Origin of the sequence: Bradyrhizobium vignae, assembly GCF_004114425.1 — a bacterium.
Taxonomy (GTDB): Bacteria; Pseudomonadota; Alphaproteobacteria; order Rhizobiales; family Xanthobacteraceae; genus Bradyrhizobium; species Bradyrhizobium vignae.
The window spans coordinates 38,665-55,895 of the sequence record NZ_RDQF01000034.1; the positions used below are offsets into that span (position 1 = coordinate 38,665).

A 17,231-nucleotide genomic window follows, 5' to 3' on the forward strand; every position below is an offset into this window, starting at 1 on the left:
TTTTTGATCCACCGTGATGTCAACGGCAGATCATCAAACAGGTCGGAGTTTTATCTCGCGCCCCCGCGCCGTAGCCGACTAGCGGCGGCGGAACTGGCCGCCACGCTGTCCGGGACGGGGCGGTCCGCCCGCCGTGCTGGGGCGTTCGTCCTTGTGGCGGAAAATCAGCCGGCCCTTCTCGAGGTCATACGGCGACATCTCCACTGTCACGCGGTCGCCCGCGAGCGTCTTGATGCGGTTCTTCTTCATCTTGCCGGCGGTATAGGCAACGATCTCGTGTCCGGCGTCGAGCTGCACGCGGTAGCGGGCGTCGGGGAGGATTTCGGTGACCAGTCCTTCGAACTGGATCAGCTCTTCCTTAGCCATGAATTTCTCCAGGTCGTGGACGGCTAGTGCGAATAGGGTTTGCGGTTCGGTTGGCTGTTTGGCCGACTCTCGCGGCGCAAAAAGGCAACGCCTTGTATCCCATCAGGCGTCCCGGCGCTATGCGCGGAACGCTGTTCCGGACGGTCGACAGGCGATGAGTGCATCTTACCACCGGACCGGCGGCGGCGAGAACCCTTGGACGCATTCGGGCCGCTGCCGGGCCGTCCGTCAGCATGCCTTGCCTCGGCGTGCCGGCCTTCACCGTGCCTGCCGTCGCCTTGCTTGCCGGCACTATGGTGGCGCCCATCGGCATGCCGTTCGTCGCCACGCCGCCCGTCGCCATGCCGTGCGCCTTTTGGGCGCTGGCCGGGACGGCCGCCTGGCCGGCCCTGTCGTTGCTGCGACGGGGCGGGGCCGGCATCGCGGCGGCCGGCGTCGGTGCGATGGTCCTCCTGCGGCAGGGCCACGCGGATCAGCCGCTCGATGTCGCGGAGATAGCTGAGTTCCTCGCCGCCGGCGACCAGGGAGATCGCGGTGCCGTCGGCGCCGGCACGCGCGGTGCGGCCGATGCGGTGGACGTAAGTTTCCGGCACGTTGGGCAGGTCGAAATTGATGACGTGGCTGATGCCGTCGACGTCGATGCCGCGGGCGGCGATGTCGGTGGCAACCAGGGTGCGGATCTCGCCCGAGCGGAACTGGGCGAGCGTGCGCTCGCGGTGATTCTGCGATTTGTTGCCATGGATGGCGTTGGCAGCGATGCCGGCCTTGGCCAGCGTCTTCACCACCTTGTCGGCACCGTGCTTGGTGCGGGTGAAGACCAGAGCGCGGTTGATCGTTTCGTCTTGCAGCAGCTTGGTCAGGAAGGCGGGCTTGGCCGAGAAGTCCACCTGCAGGATACGCTGGTTGATCCGCTCGGCGGTCGAAGACACTGGGGTCACCGCGACACGGGCGGGGTCCCGCAGCATGGAGTCCGCGAGCTCGGCGATATCCTTGGGCATGGTGGCCGAGAAGAACAGCGTCTGCCGCTTGATCGGCAGCTTGGCGACGATTTTGCGGATGTCGTTGATGAAACCCATGTCGAGCATGCGGTCGGCCTCGTCGAGTACGAGGAATTCAACGCTCGAAAGCCTCAAGCCGTTGCTATGCACGAGGTCGAGCAGGCGGCCGGGGGTGGCGACCAGTACCTCTACGCCCGGCATCAGGGCGCGGACCTGGCGGCCCATCGGCACGCCGCCGATGGCGAGCGTCGAAGACAGGCGGATATGGCGGCCATAGGCATTGAAGCTGTCAAGGATCTGGCCAGACAGCTCGCGGGTCGGCGACAGCACCAGGACGCGTGCTGTCTTGGGCTGCGGCTTGATGCGGTTCTCGAGCAGGCGATGCAGGATCGGCAGCGCGAAAGACGCGGTCTTGCCGGTGCCGGTCTGGGCGATACCCACGACGTCGCGGCCGGTCAGCGCCAGCGGGATGGTCTGGGCCTGGATCGGGGTCGGGGTGACGTAGTTTTCTTCTTGGAGGGCACGGGAAATGGGATCGGCCAGGCCGAAGTCCTGAAAGGAAGTCAAAAGAGGGGTTCTTTCCATGTCAAAAGCGGACGCCCGGCGCATTCAGCGCGGCGCGCGCAAAAGGGTGTCGAGAAGACACCTGCGTGTTTGGGGTGTCGGATGGCTTGGGTGATATGGGGCAAGCCAGAGGCCCGGAGGGGCTTAAGAACACGCGGCTCGCTACGACCCCTTGATTCGCAAGAGGTCTCCGCCGCTTATATGGAACATCGAGGAGGCGCTTTCAAGGCAACTCGGTCTCAAACAGCGGTTGCGGCGCAGAAATAGTGATGCCGGAAATTTAGCCAGATTTGGTAATTTGCTCAGAAAATAGCCTGCATGCCGCTTTCGCATACATTTAAATTGCCTGTAGTTTAGGCGGAATGACTGCGGCGAAACTTGGATTTCTGGCGATTTTATAAGTAGAGTCAATGAGTTGATGGGTGCTCAGTCCATGGCATGGTTCTTGCGATTCCGTTAATCGCAGGCGGCCATGGGGCCGTTTCGCAGCGTTTTCACGTCTGCGTCAGGGAGATGAGACACTCATGTTTAGCAAATCCACCCACGATATCGCGGCGTCATTTTGCCGCCGCGGCGTGCTCGCCGCGACGGCCGGACTGGTGCTTGGTCTGGCTTCATTGACTGGCGCGAAGGCCGCGGACGGCACCATCAAGGTCGGTGTACTCCACTCCCTGTCCGGCACCATGGCGATCAGCGAAACCACGCTGAAGGACACCATCCTCTTCCTGATCGACGAGCAGAACAAGAAGGGCGGCGTGCTCGGCAAGAAGCTGGAGGCCGTCGTCGTCGACCCCGCGTCGAACTGGCCGCTGTTCGCCGAAAAGGCGCGCGAGCTGATCACCAAGGACAAGGTCTCGGTCGTATTCGGCTGCTGGACCTCGGTGTCGCGCAAGTCGGTGCTGCCGGTGTTCAAGGAGCTCAACAACATCCTGTTCTACCCCGTGCAGTACGAGGGCGAGGAGAGCGAGCGCAACGTGTTCTACACGGGTGCCGCGCCGAACCAGCAGGCGATCCCCGCCGTCGACTACCTGATGAAGGAAGAGAAGGTGAAGCGCTGGGTGCTCGCGGGCACCGACTACGTCTATCCGCGCACCACCAACAAGATCCTGGAAGCCTATCTGAAGTCCAAGGGTGTCGCCCAGGAAGACATCATGATCAACTACACGCCGTTCGGTCATTCCGATTGGCAGACGATCGTGGCCGACATCAAGAAGTTCGGCTCGGCCGGCAAGAAGACCGCGGTGGTCTCGACCATCAACGGCGACGCCAACGTTCCCTTCTACAAGGAGCTCGGCAACCAGGGTATCAAGGCGAAGGATATCCCGGTCGTCGCGTTCTCGGTGGGTGAGGAAGAGCTCGCCGGCATCGACACCAAGCCGCTGGTCGGCCACCTCGCTGCCTGGAACTACTTCGAGTCGATCAAGACCAAGGACGGATCGAACGAGAAGTTCATCAAGGACTGGCAGGCCTACACCAAGAATCCGAAGCGCGTGACCAACGATCCGATGGAAGCGCACGTGATCGGCTTCAACATGTGGGTGAAGGCGGTCGAGAAGGTGAAGTCGACCGATCCGGACAAGGTGATCGATGCGCTTCCCGGCATCGAGGCGCCGAACCTGACCGGTGGCGTGTCGAAGATGCTGCCGAACCACCACATCACCAAGCCGGTGTTCATCGGTGAGATCAAGGCCAACGGCCAGTTCGACGTGGTCTGGAAGACCCCCGGCCTCGTCGCGGGCGACGCCTGGTCGAAGGAGCTCGAGGGCTCCAAGGACCTGATCGGCGACTGGGTCGGCAAGAAGTGCGGCAACTTCAACACCAAGACCAACAAGTGCCTCGGCTCGGGTTCCTGATCCCGACCTGACGCCCATTGCACGACCGGAGAGGGCGGCGATCCGGCCGCCTTCTCCACTCATTTCTGCCGGGGTCATTCACAGTGCCAGCCCATCTGTCTGCCCGTCTCTGCTCGCTTGCACTCTCGTTGTTGCTGATCGCGTTCGCGCTGCCGGCCTTCGCCGGTCCGTTCGAGGATGCAGTCGCCAAATTCGCCAATGACGATTTTTCCGACACGGAAGAGGCGATCGGTGTGGTCGCGGGCAGCGGCAACAAGCTGGCCTTTCCGATCATCAGCGCGCTCCAGGACGGCCGCCTCATGGCGGATCCTGACAGCAAGAAGGTTTACGTCACCGGCACCGACGGCAAGTCGATCGATGCCGCGACCGGCGAGACCGTTGCCAGCGTTCCCGACAGCGCGAGCGCGGTTCGCCTCAACAACCGCCTGCGCCGCAGCGTCGATGCCGCGCTCGGTAGCCTGACGCTGCAGTCGCCGGACGTCGGGACGCGCCTGCAGGCTGCGCAATCCGTCTTCAAGTCGCATGAAGAGACCGCGCTCGAGGCGGTCGATGCCGCGCTCGCCAAGGAAACCAACCGATCCGTCAAGGCCGCGCTCGGTGAGGCCCGCGCGGCGATCCTGCTGTTCAAGTCCGATGCGACCGAGGTCGAGAAGCTCGAGGCGGTGGCAACCCTCAAGGCGCGCGGCGACCAGGAGGCGCTGGCGCTGCTTACCGGCATGGGCGACCAGCCGGCGTCGGTCACCAAGGCCGCCACGAGCGCGATCGGTTCGATCCAGAACTCGCTCGCGGTCTGGTCCATGGTGCAGAATGCCTGGTACGGGCTCTCGCTCGGCTCGGTGCTGCTGCTCGCCGCGATCGGGCTCGCCATCACCTTCGGCGTGATGGGCGTCATCAACATGGCCCACGGCGAAATGGTGATGCTAGGGGCCTACACCACCTTCGTGGTGCAGGAGGTGATCCGCAGCCGTTATCCAGGCCTGTTCGACTATTCGCTGCTGATCGCCGTGCCGCTCGCCTTCCTCGTCGCGGGCGCGATCGGCGTGCTGATCGAGCGCAGCATCATCCGCTTCCTCTACGGCCGGCCGCTGGAGACGCTGCTCGCGACCTGGGGCCTGTCGCTGGTGCTGCAGCAGGCGGTGCGCACCATGTTCGGTCCGACCAACCGCGAGGTCGGCAATCCCTCCTGGATGAGCGGTGCGTTCGAGCTCGGCCAGATCACCATTACCTATAACCGGCTCTGGATCCTTCTCTTCACGCTCGCCGTGTTCGCGATCCTGCTCGCGATGCTGCGCTACACCGCGCTCGGCCTCGAAATGCGCGCGGTGACGCAGAACCGCCGCATGGCGGCTTCGATGGGCATCGCCACCTCGCGCGTCGACGCGCTCACCTTCGGCCTCGGCTCGGGCATTGCCGGCATCGCCGGCGTGGCGCTGTCGCAGATCGACAATGTCAGCCCCAATCTCGGCCAGAGCTACATCATCGACAGCTTTATGGTCGTGGTGTTCGGCGGCGTCGGTAATCTATGGGGAACCCTCGTGGGCGCCTTCACGCTCGGCATCGCCAACAAATTCCTTGAGCCGGTCGCCGGCGCGGTGCTCGGCAAGATCGCGATCCTGGTTCTCATCATCCTGTTCATTCAAAAGCGGCCGCGCGGCCTGTTCGCGCTCAAGGGCCGTGCGGTGGAAGCATGACCCCTCACATGCTGACGCGATCGCTGGACCGCGGCGCGACGATCTTCCTCGCGATCGTCGCGGCCTGCGGCATCCTCATCCCGCTCTCCAACCTGCTGCTGCCCGCGGGCTCGTTCCTGCAGGTGCCGACCTATCTCGTCGCGCTCTGGGGCAAATATGTCTGCTACGCGATCCTGGCGCTCGCGATCGACTTGATCTGGGGCTATTGCGGCATCCTCTCGCTCGGCCACGGCGCCTTTTTCGCGCTCGGTGGTTACGCCATGGGCATGTACCTGATGCGGCAGATCGGCACCCGCGGCGTTTACGGCAACCCGATCTTACCCGACTTCATGGTGTTCCTGAACTGGCAGAAGCTGCCCTGGTACTGGTATGGCTTCGACATGTTCTGGTTCGCAGCGCTGATGGTGCTGGTCGTGCCCGGCCTGCTCGCCTTCTGCTTCGGCTGGCTCGCCTTCCGCTCCCGCGTCACCGGGGTGTATCTCTCGATCATCACGCAGGCGATGACCTATGCGCTGCTGCTCGCCTTCTTCCGCAACGATTTCGGCTTCGGCGGCAACAACGGCCTGACCGACTTCAAGGACATTTTGGGCTTCAACGTGCAGGCGGAGGGCACGCGTGCCGCGCTGTTTGCGCTGAGCTGCCTGGCGCTGATCATCGGCTTCCTGATCTGCCGCGCCATCGTCTCGTCCAAGCTCGGCAAGGTGCTGATCGCGGTGCGCGACGCGGAATCGCGCACGCGCTTCCTCGGCTACCGCGTCGAATCCTACAAGCTGTTCGTGTTCACGGTATCGGCCTGCATGGCCGGCGTCGCCGGTGCGCTCTACGTGCCGCAGGTCGGCATCATCAACCCCTCGGAGTTCGCGCCGGGGAATTCGATCGAGGCGGTGATCTGGGTCGCGGTCGGCGGCCGCGGCACGCTGGTCGGCGCCGCGCTCGGCGCCGTCGTCGTCAACTACGCCAAGACATTCTTCACCTCGGGCGTGCTCGCGCCATACTGGCTGTTCATGCTGGGCGCGCTGTTCATCCTGGTGACGCTGCTGCTGCCGAAAGGCATCGTCGGCACCTTCAACGCCTGGTGGGCCTCGACCAGGGAAAAAAGCACCGCTGCAGCCATTGCGAGCGCCGCGGCCGAAAATGGCGTCGAACCCAAGATGGCGGAGTAGGCGCAATGAACGTCATGGATACCCGCGCGACCTCCGCAATGCTTTACCTGGACGGCGTGCACGTCTCCTTCGACGGCTTCCATGCCATCAACAATCTGTCGCTGACGCTCGAGCCCGGCGAGATGCGCGCCATCATCGGCCCGAACGGCGCCGGCAAGACCACGATGATGGACATCATCACCGGCAAGACCAAACCCGACGAGGGCACCGTGCTGTTCGACGGCGTCACCGACCTGACGCGCCTCGACGAGACCCGCATCGCCGAGCTCGGCATCGGCCGCAAATTCCAGAAGCCGACCGTGTTCGAGAGTCAGACAGTGCAGGACAATCTGCTGCTGGCGCTCAATGTCGATCACTCCGTCCGCGGCACGCTGTTCTGGCGCGGCAGCAAGGCGGAATCCGAGCGGATCGACAAGGTGCTGGAGACGATCCGCCTCACCGACGCCCGCAACCGCCTGGCCGGCAGCCTCAGCCACGGCCAGAAGCAGTGGCTCGAGATCGGCATGCTGCTGGCGCAGGACCCAAAACTCCTGCTGGTCGATGAACCCGTCGCGGGGATGACCGACGTCGAGACGCATCTCACCGCCGAGCTGCTGAAGGAGATCAACAAGACCCACACCGTGATGGTCGTCGAGCACGACATGACCTTCGTGCGCGAGCTCGGGGTCAAGGTCACCTGCCTGCACGAAGGCACGGTGCTCGCGGAAGGTACCATCGACCAGGTCTCGGCCAACGAGCGGGTCATCGAAGTCTATCTGGGACGCTGAGCCATGCTTGAGGTCAAGGACATCAACCTGTTCTACGGCGCGGCGCAGGCGCTGCGCGGTGTCTCGATTTCGGCCGAGCCGGGCAAGGTGACTTGCGTGCTCGGGCGCAACGGCGTCGGCAAGACTTCGCTGCTCCGCGCCATGGTCGGGCAATATCCGATCTCCTCGGGCGCGATCGTGCTCGACGGCAATGATATCACGGGCCTGAAGCCCTACGAGCGGGCGCGCAAGGGTATCGGCTTCGTGCCGCAGGGCCGCGAGATCTTTCCGCTGCTGACGGTCGAGGAGAACCTCAAGACCGGCTTCGGCCCGCTCAAGCGCGAGGACAAGCACATCCCGGACGACGTGTTTTCGCTGTTTCCGGTGCTGCAATCCATGCTCGGCCGGCGCGGCGGCGACCTTTCCGGCGGCCAGCAGCAGCAGCTCGCGATCGGCCGCGCGCTGGTGATGCGGCCGAAGCTGCTTTTGCTCGACGAGCCGACCGAAGGCATCCAACCCTCGATCATCAAGGACATCGGCCGCGCCATCTCGTACCTGCGCAACCTCGGCAACATCGCCATTGTGCTGGTCGAACAATATCTCGACTTTGCCTGCGAACTCGGCGACAGTTTTGCCGTGATGGATCGCGGCGCGGTGAAGTTCACCTGCGACCGCTCCAATCTCGACGCGAGCGAGATCAGCCGCCAGATGGCGCTGTAAGCCAATCTGTCGCGACCGGCTGGGGAGGCAGATGCGCAGCGACGTTTCAACCACGTCAGGGGTTTTCGAGGCGAATCGCGCCCGCGGCGCGGTGCGGTTCGACGTGCACGCACGTGACGGCGTGACGCGACGCGGCACCTTGCATGAATCCGGTTCGCTCCGTGTCCGCTTTCCCTCCCCGGAAGATCAGGGCCTGTCCGGCGTGTTCGTCAACACCGCCGGCGGAGTCGCCGGCGGTGATCGCTTCGACATCGAGATATCGGCGGCGGATCGCGCGCGATTGACGCTGACGACGGCGGCGGCGGAGAAGGTCTATCGCGCGCCGGGGCCCGCGGCGCAGCTCAATATCTCGCTCAAGGCCGGCGCAGGCGCGCATTTGTCCTGGCTACCGCAGGAGACGATTCTGTTCGACCGCGCCCGCGTGCAACGCCGCTTCGACATCGCGCTCGACGAGACTGCCTCGCTTCTGCTTTGCGAGATTGTCGTATTCGGCCGTACCGCCATGGGCGAGCGGATGGAGCAGGGCGAATTTGTGGACCGCTGGCGGATGCGCCGCGCCGGCAAGCTGGTGCTCGCAGAAACCGTCCGGCTCGATGGCGATATCGGCGCAAAGCTCGCGCGATCCGCGGTCGCCAGAGGCGGCGCGGCGATTGGCACGGCCCTGATCGTGCCCGGTGACGAGGCCTTGGTCGAACGCATTCGGGAAGCGTCGGGGTCTTGCTCCGGCGAGGTCGGAATCTCGGCATGGAATGGCTTTGCAATGGCGCGCTTCTGTGCCCAAGATGCGGCGCGCTTGCGCGCCGACATGATGGCCGCGCTGGCGCGCACCGGCGCGGCCCTGCCACGGCTCTGGCTGAACTGATGATTGGCTGAATTGACGTGTTGAACGGAAGAGATTTCGCATGAACCTGTCTCCCCGCGAAAAGGACAAGCTTCTGATCTCGATGGCGGCGATCGTGGCGCGCCGCAGGCTGGACCGCGGCGTCAAGCTCAACCATCCCGAAGCGGTTGCGATCATCTCCGATTTCATCCTCGAAGGCGCCCGCGACGGCCGCACCGTCGCCGAACTGATGCAATCCGGCGCGCAGGTCCTGACCCGCGACCAGGTGATGCCGGGCATCCCCGAGATGATCCATGACATCCAGGTCGAGGCGACCTTTCCGGACGGCACCAAGCTCGTCACCGTGCACGAGCCGATCAGGTAACTAGAATTCACCATTCCGGGGCCCCCGCAGGGCTAACCGGAATCCAGAGGTTTTGGTTTCGAGAATCCGTGTTCTCGCTTCGCGAGCCCCGGAATGACGAGGAGGATAGAATGATTCCGGGCGAACTCTTCATCCAGGACGGCGAGATCGAGCTCAATGCCGGCCGCAAGACCGTGACGCTGACGGTCGCCAACACTGGCGACCGGCCGATCCAGGTCGGCTCGCACTACCACTTCTTCGAGACCAACCCGGCCCTGAAATTCGATCGCAAGAAGTCCCGCGGCATGCGCCTCGACATCGCCGCCGGCACCGCCGTCCGCTTCGAGCCCGGCCAGACCCGCGAAGTGCAACTCGTCGCCATGGCGGGGAAGAAGACGATCTACGGCTTCCGCGGCGACGTCATGGGGAAGCTGTGACCTCCACAGGAACGAGCGCGGCGCGGCACGGTTGAGACCGAAATGGAGGTCCTTGCCATGCTGTCACCCGTTTGTCTCGTCTCGGAAGCTGCCGAGCTTGCCGCACGCCGCCATAACGGCATGGCGCGAAAAGGGCGCGGCAACGATCCTTACATCAACCATCTCGCCGAGGTCGCGAACCTGCTCGCCACCGCGACCGAGGGCGCCGACGCCGAGTTGGTCGCAGCCGGCTGGCTGCATGATACGATCGAGGACACCGACACCACGCGCGAGGAGCTCGCGCAGATATTTTCGGAGCGTGTCGCTTCACTCGTCGTTGAATGCACCGACGACATGAGTTTGCCGAAGGCCGAGCGGCGGCGCCTTCAGGTGCTCGAAGCGCCGAACAAGTCCCCTGGCGCCAAGCTGATCAAGATCGCGGACAAGATCAGCAACACAGAGGCGCGCATTCAAACCGACCCGAGTGCCGAGGAACGCGACGATCTCGCCGATTACGTCGCGTGGGCCACGCAGGTCGTCGCCGGCTGCCGTGGCGGCAATGCGTGGCTCGACACGAAGTTCGACGATGCCGTGAAAGCAGCGAGGGCGCTGCTGTGACCCACCAGACATTCAAACGCAAACGGGGCTTGTGATGTCCGTCAAGATGAAGAGATCCGTCTATGCCGACATGTTCGGCCCGACCACCGGCGACAAGGTGCGCCTCGCCGACACCGACCTCATCATCGAGGTCGAGAAGGATTTCACCACCTACGGCGAGGAGGTGAAGTTCGGCGGCGGCAAGGTGATCCGCGACGGCATGGGGCAGTCGCAGGTCACCAACAAGCAGGGCGCGGCCGACACCGTCATCACCAATACGCTGATCGTCGATCACTGGGGCATCGTGAAAGCCGACGTCGCCATCAAGGACGGCATGATCTCGGCAATCGGCAAGGCCGGCAATCCCGACATCCAGCCCGGCGTCACCATCATCATTGGTCCGGGCACGGATGTGATCGCGGGCGAAGGAAAGATCCTCACGGCCGGCGGCTTCGACAGCCACATCCATTTCATCTGCCCGCAGCAGATCGAGCACGCGCTGATGAGTGGCGTCACCTCGATGCTGGGCGGCGGCACCGGCCCGTCGCACGGCACCTTCGCCACCACCTGCACGCCCGGCCCCTGGCACATCGCGCGGATGATCCAGTCGTTCGATGCCTTCCCGGTCAATCTCGGCATCTCCGGCAAGGGCAATGCCTCGCGGCCCGCGGCGCTGGTCGAGATGATCAAGGCCGGTGCCTGCGCGCTGAAGCTGCACGAGGATTGGGGTACGACGCCGGCCGCGATCGACAATTGCCTGTCGGTGGCCGACGATCACGATATCCAGGTGATGATCCACACCGACACGCTGAACGAATCCGGCTTCGTCGAGGACACGATCAAGGCGTTCAAGGGCCGCACCATCCACGCCTTCCATACCGAGGGCGCCGGCGGCGGCCACGCCCCCGATATCATCAAGGTGGCCGGCTTGAAGAACGTGCTGCCGTCCTCGACCAACCCGACGCGGCCGTTCACGCGCAACACCATCGACGAGCATCTGGACATGCTGATGGTGTGCCACCATCTCGATCCCTCGATCGCGGAAGATCTGGCCTTCGCCGAAAGCCGTATCCGCAAGGAGACCATCGCCGCCGAAGACATCCTGCACGACCTCGGCGCGCTCTCGATGATGTCCTCGGATTCCCAGGCCATGGGCCGCCTCGGCGAGGTCATCATCCGGACCTGGCAGACCGCGGACAAGATGAAGAAGCAGCGTGGCTCGCTGCCGCAGGACAAGGGCAAGGACAACGACAATTTCCGCGTCAAGCGCTACATCGCCAAGTACACGATCAACCCCGCGATCGCGCATGGCGTGTCGAAGCTGATCGGCTCGGTCGAGAAGGGCAAGCTCGCCGATCTCGTGCTGTGGTCGCCGGCCTTCTTCGGCGTCAAGCCGGACTGCATCGTCAAGGGCGGCACCATCGTGGCTGCGCCCATGGGGGATCCCAACGCCTCGATCCCGACGCCGCAACCGGTGCACTATCAGCCGATGTTCGGCGCCTTCGGTAAGGCGAGGACCGCGTCCTCCGTCGTCTTCACCTCGAAGGCGGCTGTCACCGGCGGCCTGGCGCGAAAGCTCGGGATCGAGAAGAAGCTCTATGCGGTCCAGAACACCCGCGGCAAGATCTCCAAGAAGAGCATGATCCACAACGACGCCACGCCCGATATCGAGGTCGATCCGGAGACCTACGAGGTCCGTGCCGATGGCGAGCTGTTGACCTGCGCGCCCGCCGAGGTGCTGCCGATGGCGCAGCGATATTTCATGTACTGAAATAGCGCCTCGACGCATGTCCCGCGAGTATATTCGGAGTGCGTGTCCGGGGACGGCTTTTGCCGTTTTGCGTTCGGTCCCGCCTGGTCTAATGTCCCGCCCGGTATCGTAACCTCTAGAAGAAAAGCCGGGAGGATTTCTCGTGATCTACGTCGTCGCCACCCTGACCATCAAGCCCGAGACGCGCGCCGAATTCATTGCAGCCGCCACCGCCTGCATCAAGGAAACGCGGAAAGAGCCCGGCAACATCGCCTATGATCTGCATGAGAGCGTCACCGATCCCAGCAAGATGGTATTCGTCGAGCAGTGGGAGAATGCCGAGGCGCTCGTGCCGCATCGGACCATGGAGCACATGAAGACCTTCGGTCGCGTCGCGGTGAAGTGCTTCACGGCGCCGCCGAAGATCGAGGTGATCACGCCCGAGAAGGTCGAGACACGGTAACGAGGTAAGACGCATGATCCGGGCGACGCAGGTCAAGGGACAGCACCGCTTCACGGAAGCGCCGGCGGACACGGTCGTGCTCGATTTCGACGATCGGCACCGCCGCCGCATGGCGATGACGGGCACGCGGGGGCTCGAATTCCTGCTCGATCTGGAGCACGCCGTCGCGCTGCGCGGCGGAGATGCGCTGGTGCTGGAGGACGGAAGACTGATCGAGGTGGTGGCGGCGCCGGAGCCGCTGCTGGAGATCCGCGGCCGCGATCCGCATCACCTCATCCGCGTCGGCTGGCATCTCGGCAACCGTCATTTGCCGACGCAGATCATGGCCAAGGCCCTGCGCGTTCGTCGCGACCATGTCATCGAGGCCATGGTGAAGGGCCTCGGTGCGCGCGTGATCGAGATCGAGGCGCCGTTCGATCCCGAAGGCGGCGCCTACGCCGATGCCGGCCATGGGCACGACGATCATGCGCACCACGGTCACGGCCATCACGATCACCATGATCATCACGGCCATGGTCACCACCATCATGATCGTGCCGCGCATGACCATAGCCACGAGCACCACCATCACCACGACGAGCATTGCGACCATCCCGACCATCACCACGGCCACACCCATGCTCATGACCACAAATGAGCCGGTCGGCGTCGGTGACCTCGCCGAGGGTGAGGCGGCGGCGCTGTACCGGCTGATGACCTGGCTGTCGCCGGCCTTCCCGGTCGGTGGTTTTTCCTATTCCAGCGGCCTCGAATGGGCGATCGAGGCGGGCGACATCACCGACGTGACGACGCTGGCGGATTGGCTCGATGCGATGCTCGGCGACGGCTCCGGCTTTTGTGACGCGACGTTTCTGGTCCACGCCTATCGCAGCACGGAAGCGGACGAGACGACGGCTTTGAACGAGATCGCCGAGCTCGCCGCCGCCTTCGTGCCGTCGCGCGAGCGGCAGCTGGAGACGACCTCGCAGGGCCGCGCCTTCATCGATATCGCCCGTGCCGCGTGGGATGCCGACGGGCTGGATGCCACGATCGCGGCATGCAGCACGCCGCTGGTCTATCCGGTCGCCGTCGGTGTTGTTGCGGCGAGGCACGCCGTTCCGCTGGCACCGACGCTGCACGCCTTCCTGCATGCGCTGGTCTCGAACTGGATTTCCGCGGCCAGCCGGCTCATTCCGCTCGGCCAGACCGATAGCCAGCGCGTTCTGGTGAGGCTGGAAGCCGCCGTCGCCGCGACCGCCAATCGTGCGCTGAATGCGACATTGGACGATCTCGGCAGTGCCACCTTCCGCGCCGATCTCGCCAGCTTGCGGCACGAGACGCAATATACGCGGCTGTTTCGGTCGTGACCTGTGCGGCCTTTAACCCATTAAGAGAGAGCGAGTTACATGTCGAAATCTCACGGCCCCTTGCGTGTCGGCGTCGGCGGCCCGGTCGGATCGGGCAAGACCGCGCTGATGGACCTGCTCTGCAAGACCATGCGCGAGCGCTATGACATTGCCGCGATCACCAACGACATCTACACCAAATGGGATGCGGAGTTCCTGGTGCGTTCGGGATCGCTGACGCCGGACCGTATCGCCGGCGTCGAGACCGGCGGCTGTCCCCACACTGCGATCCGCGAGGATGCCTCGATGAATCTCGCTGCGGTCGCGGACATGCGCGCGAAATTTCCGGGGCTCGATCTCGTTCTGATCGAGTCCGGCGGCGACAACCTCGCTGCCACTTTTTCTCCGGAGCTGGCCGACCTCACGATCTACGTCATCGACGTCGCCGCCGGCGACAAGATCCCGTCCAAGGGCGGCCCCGGCATCACCCGGTCCGACCTCCTGGTCATCAACAAGACCGACCTCGCGCCCCATGTCGGCGCCTCCCTGGAGAAGATGGAGACGGACGCCAGGCGCATGCGCGGCGAGCGTCCTTTCGTGATGACCAACCTCAAGAAAAGCGAGGGCCTCGACCGGATCGTCGGCTTCATCGAGACCAAAGGCGGCCTGAAACGACAGGGCTGACCGGACGCGACCACTTGGCGCAGGCGTTTTTCGCCGTTAACGCCCGGGGCAACGCCGTAACCGCGGAACAAATTTCGGACACGGCGATTAACTACCTCCGGCGCGCGGGGGCGAATTTATCCCGTCCAGACCATCGGCCGGGCGGATTAAGCTTCTCAGGCGACCCAAGTTGCGTACCGATGCCTCCTCCTCCATTATCTCCGGCACTGGGGTTCACCCTGTTTCGGCAGATGGCCGTTCGGGCGGCGTTCATATGCTCCATGTTTATTGCCGACCTCCTGCTTTCGCCTGAGTAGTCGCGTGGTCAGGCTGGGCTTCATCATCGGCTTCATCGCTCTGCTGGGAGCCTTGCTCTCCGGGCTTGCGGCCTACCGCGTCCACGACCAGGAGCTGGCGCTGGATCGGATCGCGCTCGCGCGCGCGATCGACGTTCATGCGAGTCTGGTTCAGGACCGCCTCACCGAGCGGGAGCTGCTCGCGCGTGTCGCCTCAGGCCTGTTCCGCGCGCCATCCGTGATCAAGCCGAACATGCTGGAGCCGCTGCGCTCGGCGATCTACGCCTTCAAGACCGATTTCGTGGTGGCCGGCTGGATCGCCCGGCTGAAGCCGAACGAGCTTGCGGCCGCGCAGACCGCCATTGCCGGCGCCGGCTTCCCAAATCCGCAGCTTCGCTCCTATGACGACAAGCCGATCAATACGGCCGAAATCACTCAGCCGATCGACGTGCTGATGGACCTCGAGCCACGCAGCAACGAGACCAAGACGCTGCCCGGCCGCAGCTACGATCAGGATCCGGTTCGCAGCGCGATGCTGACGCGCGCGCGCGCCGAGAAGAAGTCGGTTGCCTCCGATCCGGTGCCGTTGGTCGGCGGGAACGGCGCGATCGGCATCATCGTGGCTGCGCCCGTCATTCCCGAGGGAGCGATGGAGCCGGCCGGGTTCGTCACGTTTTCCTACGAGCTCGCCTCGCTGATGCTGACCAATGATGACATGTCGTTGTTCGCGGTCGCGCTTAGGGATCCGCGCAAGGAAGGCGGCGAACTGATCGCCAACGATCAGGGTGTGGTCTCGACACGCATGGTGGCGGACGGACCGGCGCCCTCGGCGACGCGCACGGTGAGCTTCGGCGGCCGTGATTGGCAGCTCGGCTATTACGCGAAGACCAACTCGATGCGCCGCGCCGAGCAGACCGCGATCATCGTGGCGGCGATCGGCTTTGCGATCACGGCAATGGTGTGCGGCCTGTTCGGTTATGTCGCCTACAACAATCTGCGGCTCAGCCGGGAGATCCAGGTCAGAATCGGCTTCGAGCGCCGGCTGACCGCCGTCATCGACGAGCTCAACCATCGCGTCAAGAACATCCTCGCGGTGATCCAGTCGATCGTGACGCGCACCTTGCGCCATGGCTCGGACATCGACATCGCGCGCGAGCTCTTGATCGGACGCATCCACGCCATGTCCAACGTGGTCTCGCTGCTCAGCGAGAGCCAGTGGCAGGGTGTCAAGCTGAAGGGCCTGTTCGAGGCGCGCGCCATCCCGCATGCCGACCGCATCGCCGTCACCGGTCCTGATATCGCGGTCAGCGCACGCGCGGCGCAAAGCCTCTCGCTGCTGTTCTTCGAGCTTGCCTCGCATTCCGACGAGGGTCTGTCGCTGGTTGGAAAGCATCCTCACATCACCGCCACCTGGACGGTGACAGGCGAGGAGGGCGACGAGGTGTTCCGTTTCCGCTGGGAGGAGTTCAACACCAGCGAGGCGACGCGCCGGCCCGATTCCGATTTCGGCCTGATCCTGCTCGACCGCGTCGCACCCGAGGCGTTAGGGGGCACCGCCAAGCGCTTCTTCACAGACGTCTCCTACGTCTACGAATTGACCGCGCCGATGGAGACGGTGGTCGACATGACCGAGCGCGACCGCACCGACAAGATCTCGGCGCCGGTCAGGCCTGTGCGCAGCTAACCCTTCGGCCGCAACACGAGGTTGACGAGGTTACGTGCGTAAGCCGGCGTGACCGGCGCGATGCCGAAGACGTAGCGATAGAACAGGCTGCCATAGATCGCGTCGTAGAGATCCTCAGGAAGCCCTTCGGCCAGAATGCTGCCATCCTTCTGGCCCGCGGCGATCATCTCGACCAGCAGGTCGCGGCGGAATTGCAGATAGCGCGCGTAGAACAGCTCCGCCGAGCCGGTCTTGGAGATGCATTCGGAGATGACAGCGAGCTGGACCCTGCCGAACTCGCCCTGGAGTGCCTCGGCATAAGCGGCCGCATGGCGGCGCGCGCGCGCCGCGGGGCTGCCGGAGCTTGCCGGGGGCAGGGGCAGCATCTGCGCGGCGTGGTGAAGAAAGGCGTCGATCAAAAGCGCCTCGCGGGACGGCCACCATTTGTAGATCGTCATCTTGGAGACCCCGGAGTGCCGCGCGACCGCGTCGATGGTGGTGGCGGCAAGGCCGGTGGAGGCCATCAGCGCATAGGCACTTTCGAGAATGGCGTTGCTGGTCTCGATCGACCTTGGCCGGCCGCGCCGGGGCGCGCTGTCAGCCTCGTCACCCCCGCCTTTCCCCATCGCCACGCCCGGTCTCCTCACGCAGAGTTCCGGCATAGCGCAGCCGCCGCCTTCGGCCTAGCAGAATCGCACGATTCTTCTTCTAAAGCGCGATGAGATTTGGATGAATCGTCATCGCGCTTTAGCTTGTTGTTTACGCATGATCTT

18 protein-coding genes are annotated in these 17,231 nt (G+C 64.2%); 15 read left to right on the forward strand and 3 right to left on the reverse strand.

The features are described from left to right. Positions 1 to 78: 78 nt before the first annotated feature. Both infA and EAV90_RS25140 read right to left on the reverse strand, forming a co-directional pair. Positions 79 to 366: a translation initiation factor IF-1 gene (gene infA, locus EAV90_RS25135; protein ID WP_024340539.1), complete on the reverse strand. Its 288-nt coding sequence runs from the start codon at positions 364 to 366 to the stop codon at positions 79 to 81. A 23-nt stretch (positions 367 to 389) separates the two neighbouring features. Next, entirely contained in the window at positions 390 to 1,973 is a 1,584-nt protein-coding gene (locus EAV90_RS25140) for a DEAD/DEAH box helicase (RefSeq protein WP_129145006.1), read from the reverse strand. Positions 1,974 to 2,452: 479 nt separating this feature from the next. Here EAV90_RS25140 and urtA point away from each other — a divergent pair, with 479 nt between their 5' ends. The 15 genes from urtA (at position 2,453) to EAV90_RS25215 (ending at position 16,479) form a co-directional block, all read left to right on the forward strand. Next, on the forward strand, positions 2,453 to 3,781 hold the full coding sequence (gene urtA, locus EAV90_RS25145) for an urea ABC transporter substrate-binding protein (RefSeq protein ID WP_122405749.1): 1,329 nt from the start codon (positions 2,453 to 2,455) through the stop codon (positions 3,779 to 3,781). Between the two features lie 83 nt (positions 3,782 to 3,864). Beyond that, positions 3,865 to 5,472: an urea ABC transporter permease subunit UrtB gene (urtB, locus tag EAV90_RS25150; protein WP_122405748.1), complete on the forward strand. Its 1,608-nt coding sequence runs from the start codon at positions 3,865 to 3,867 to the stop codon at positions 5,470 to 5,472. Continuing rightward, positions 5,469 to 6,635, forward strand: a complete 1,167-nt coding sequence (gene urtC, locus EAV90_RS25155; protein ID WP_122405747.1) for an urea ABC transporter permease subunit UrtC — start codon at positions 5,469 to 5,471, stop codon at positions 6,633 to 6,635. The genes urtB and urtC overlap by 4 nt, the downstream gene beginning before the upstream one ends. Positions 6,636 to 6,640: 5 nt before the next feature. Next, positions 6,641 to 7,402, forward strand: coding sequence for an urea ABC transporter ATP-binding protein UrtD (urtD, locus tag EAV90_RS25160; protein WP_129145007.1), 762 nt, complete (start codon positions 6,641 to 6,643; stop codon positions 7,400 to 7,402). A 3-nt stretch (positions 7,403 to 7,405) separates the two neighbouring features. Then, positions 7,406 to 8,101 (forward strand): urea ABC transporter ATP-binding subunit UrtE, encoded by a 696-nt coding sequence (gene urtE / locus EAV90_RS25165; RefSeq protein WP_091881260.1) that lies wholly within the window; start codon positions 7,406 to 7,408, stop codon positions 8,099 to 8,101. A gap of 31 nt (positions 8,102 to 8,132) precedes the next feature. Further along, entirely contained in the window at positions 8,133 to 8,963 is an 831-nt protein-coding gene (locus EAV90_RS25170; protein WP_129145008.1) for an urease accessory protein UreD, read from the forward strand. Between the two features lie 40 nt (positions 8,964 to 9,003). Further along, positions 9,004 to 9,306, forward strand: a complete 303-nt coding sequence (locus EAV90_RS25175; protein ID WP_027553946.1) for an urease subunit gamma — start codon at positions 9,004 to 9,006, stop codon at positions 9,304 to 9,306. A gap of 110 nt (positions 9,307 to 9,416) precedes the next feature. Next, the gene (locus EAV90_RS25180) at positions 9,417 to 9,722 is read left to right on the forward strand and encodes an urease subunit beta (RefSeq protein WP_129145009.1); all 306 of its coding nucleotides are present in this window, start codon (positions 9,417 to 9,419) and stop codon (positions 9,720 to 9,722) included. A gap of 57 nt (positions 9,723 to 9,779) precedes the next feature. Further along, positions 9,780 to 10,319 (forward strand): HD domain-containing protein, encoded by a 540-nt coding sequence (locus EAV90_RS25185; RefSeq protein ID WP_122406939.1) that lies wholly within the window; start codon positions 9,780 to 9,782, stop codon positions 10,317 to 10,319. 34 nt (positions 10,320 to 10,353) lie between these two features. Next, on the forward strand, positions 10,354 to 12,069 hold the full coding sequence (ureC, locus tag EAV90_RS25190; protein WP_129145010.1) for an urease subunit alpha: 1,716 nt from the start codon (positions 10,354 to 10,356) through the stop codon (positions 12,067 to 12,069). Between the two features lie 142 nt (positions 12,070 to 12,211). Further along, positions 12,212 to 12,511: a putative quinol monooxygenase gene (locus tag EAV90_RS25195; protein WP_122405741.1), complete on the forward strand. Its 300-nt coding sequence runs from the start codon at positions 12,212 to 12,214 to the stop codon at positions 12,509 to 12,511. 13 nt (positions 12,512 to 12,524) lie between these two features. Beyond that, a complete protein-coding gene (locus EAV90_RS25200; RefSeq protein WP_122405740.1) occupies positions 12,525 to 13,148 on the forward strand; it encodes an urease accessory protein UreE in 624 nt (207 codons plus the stop codon). Then, positions 13,129 to 13,857, forward strand: a complete 729-nt coding sequence (locus EAV90_RS25205) for an urease accessory protein UreF (protein WP_129145023.1) — start codon at positions 13,129 to 13,131, stop codon at positions 13,855 to 13,857. The genes EAV90_RS25200 and EAV90_RS25205 overlap by 20 nt, the downstream gene beginning before the upstream one ends. A 39-nt stretch (positions 13,858 to 13,896) precedes the next feature. Next, the gene (gene ureG, locus EAV90_RS25210) at positions 13,897 to 14,520 is read left to right on the forward strand and encodes an urease accessory protein UreG (RefSeq protein ID WP_122405738.1); all 624 of its coding nucleotides are present in this window, start codon (positions 13,897 to 13,899) and stop codon (positions 14,518 to 14,520) included. 300 nt (positions 14,521 to 14,820) lie between these two features. After that, positions 14,821 to 16,479, forward strand: a complete 1,659-nt coding sequence (locus EAV90_RS25215) for a CHASE domain-containing protein (protein WP_129145011.1) — start codon at positions 14,821 to 14,823, stop codon at positions 16,477 to 16,479. On the opposite strand, the gene EAV90_RS25220 is transcribed toward EAV90_RS25215, so the two are convergent. After that, positions 16,476 to 17,084, reverse strand: coding sequence for a TetR/AcrR family transcriptional regulator (locus EAV90_RS25220; protein WP_162500651.1), 609 nt, complete (start codon positions 17,082 to 17,084; stop codon positions 16,476 to 16,478). The two genes, EAV90_RS25215 and EAV90_RS25220, sit on opposite strands and share 4 nt — an antisense overlap. Between the last annotated feature and the right edge of the window lie 147 nt (positions 17,085 to 17,231).

Excerpts from the sequence above, each read along its gene's own strand:
- infA (WP_024340539.1), bottom strand. The coding sequence starts at position 366 with ATGGCTAAGGAAGAGCTGATCCAGTTCGAAGGACTGGTCACCGAAATC.
- EAV90_RS25140 (WP_129145006.1), bottom strand. The coding sequence starts at position 1,973 with ATGCGCCGGGCGTCCGCTTTTGACATGGAAAGAACCCCTCTTTTGACT.
- urtA (WP_122405749.1), top strand. The coding sequence starts at position 2,453 with ATGTTTAGCAAATCCACCCACGATATCGCGGCGTCATTTTGCCGCCGC.
- urtC (WP_122405747.1), top strand. The coding sequence starts at position 5,469 with ATGACCCCTCACATGCTGACGCGATCGCTGGACCGCGGCGCGACGATC.
- urtD (WP_129145007.1), top strand. The coding sequence starts at position 6,641 with ATGAACGTCATGGATACCCGCGCGACCTCCGCAATGCTTTACCTGGAC.
- urtE (WP_091881260.1), top strand. The coding sequence starts at position 7,406 with ATGCTTGAGGTCAAGGACATCAACCTGTTCTACGGCGCGGCGCAGGCG.
- EAV90_RS25170 (WP_129145008.1), top strand. The coding sequence starts at position 8,133 with ATGCGCAGCGACGTTTCAACCACGTCAGGGGTTTTCGAGGCGAATCGC.
- EAV90_RS25175 (WP_027553946.1), top strand. The coding sequence starts at position 9,004 with ATGAACCTGTCTCCCCGCGAAAAGGACAAGCTTCTGATCTCGATGGCG.
- EAV90_RS25180 (WP_129145009.1), top strand. The coding sequence starts at position 9,417 with ATGATTCCGGGCGAACTCTTCATCCAGGACGGCGAGATCGAGCTCAAT.
- EAV90_RS25185 (WP_122406939.1), top strand. The coding sequence starts at position 9,780 with ATGCTGTCACCCGTTTGTCTCGTCTCGGAAGCTGCCGAGCTTGCCGCA.
- ureC (WP_129145010.1), top strand. The coding sequence starts at position 10,354 with ATGTCCGTCAAGATGAAGAGATCCGTCTATGCCGACATGTTCGGCCCG.
- EAV90_RS25200 (WP_122405740.1), top strand. The coding sequence starts at position 12,525 with ATGATCCGGGCGACGCAGGTCAAGGGACAGCACCGCTTCACGGAAGCG.
- EAV90_RS25205 (WP_129145023.1), top strand. The coding sequence starts at position 13,129 with ATGCTCATGACCACAAATGAGCCGGTCGGCGTCGGTGACCTCGCCGAG.
- ureG (WP_122405738.1), top strand. The coding sequence starts at position 13,897 with ATGTCGAAATCTCACGGCCCCTTGCGTGTCGGCGTCGGCGGCCCGGTC.
- EAV90_RS25220 (WP_162500651.1), bottom strand. The coding sequence starts at position 17,084 with ATGGGGAAAGGCGGGGGTGACGAGGCTGACAGCGCGCCCCGGCGCGGC.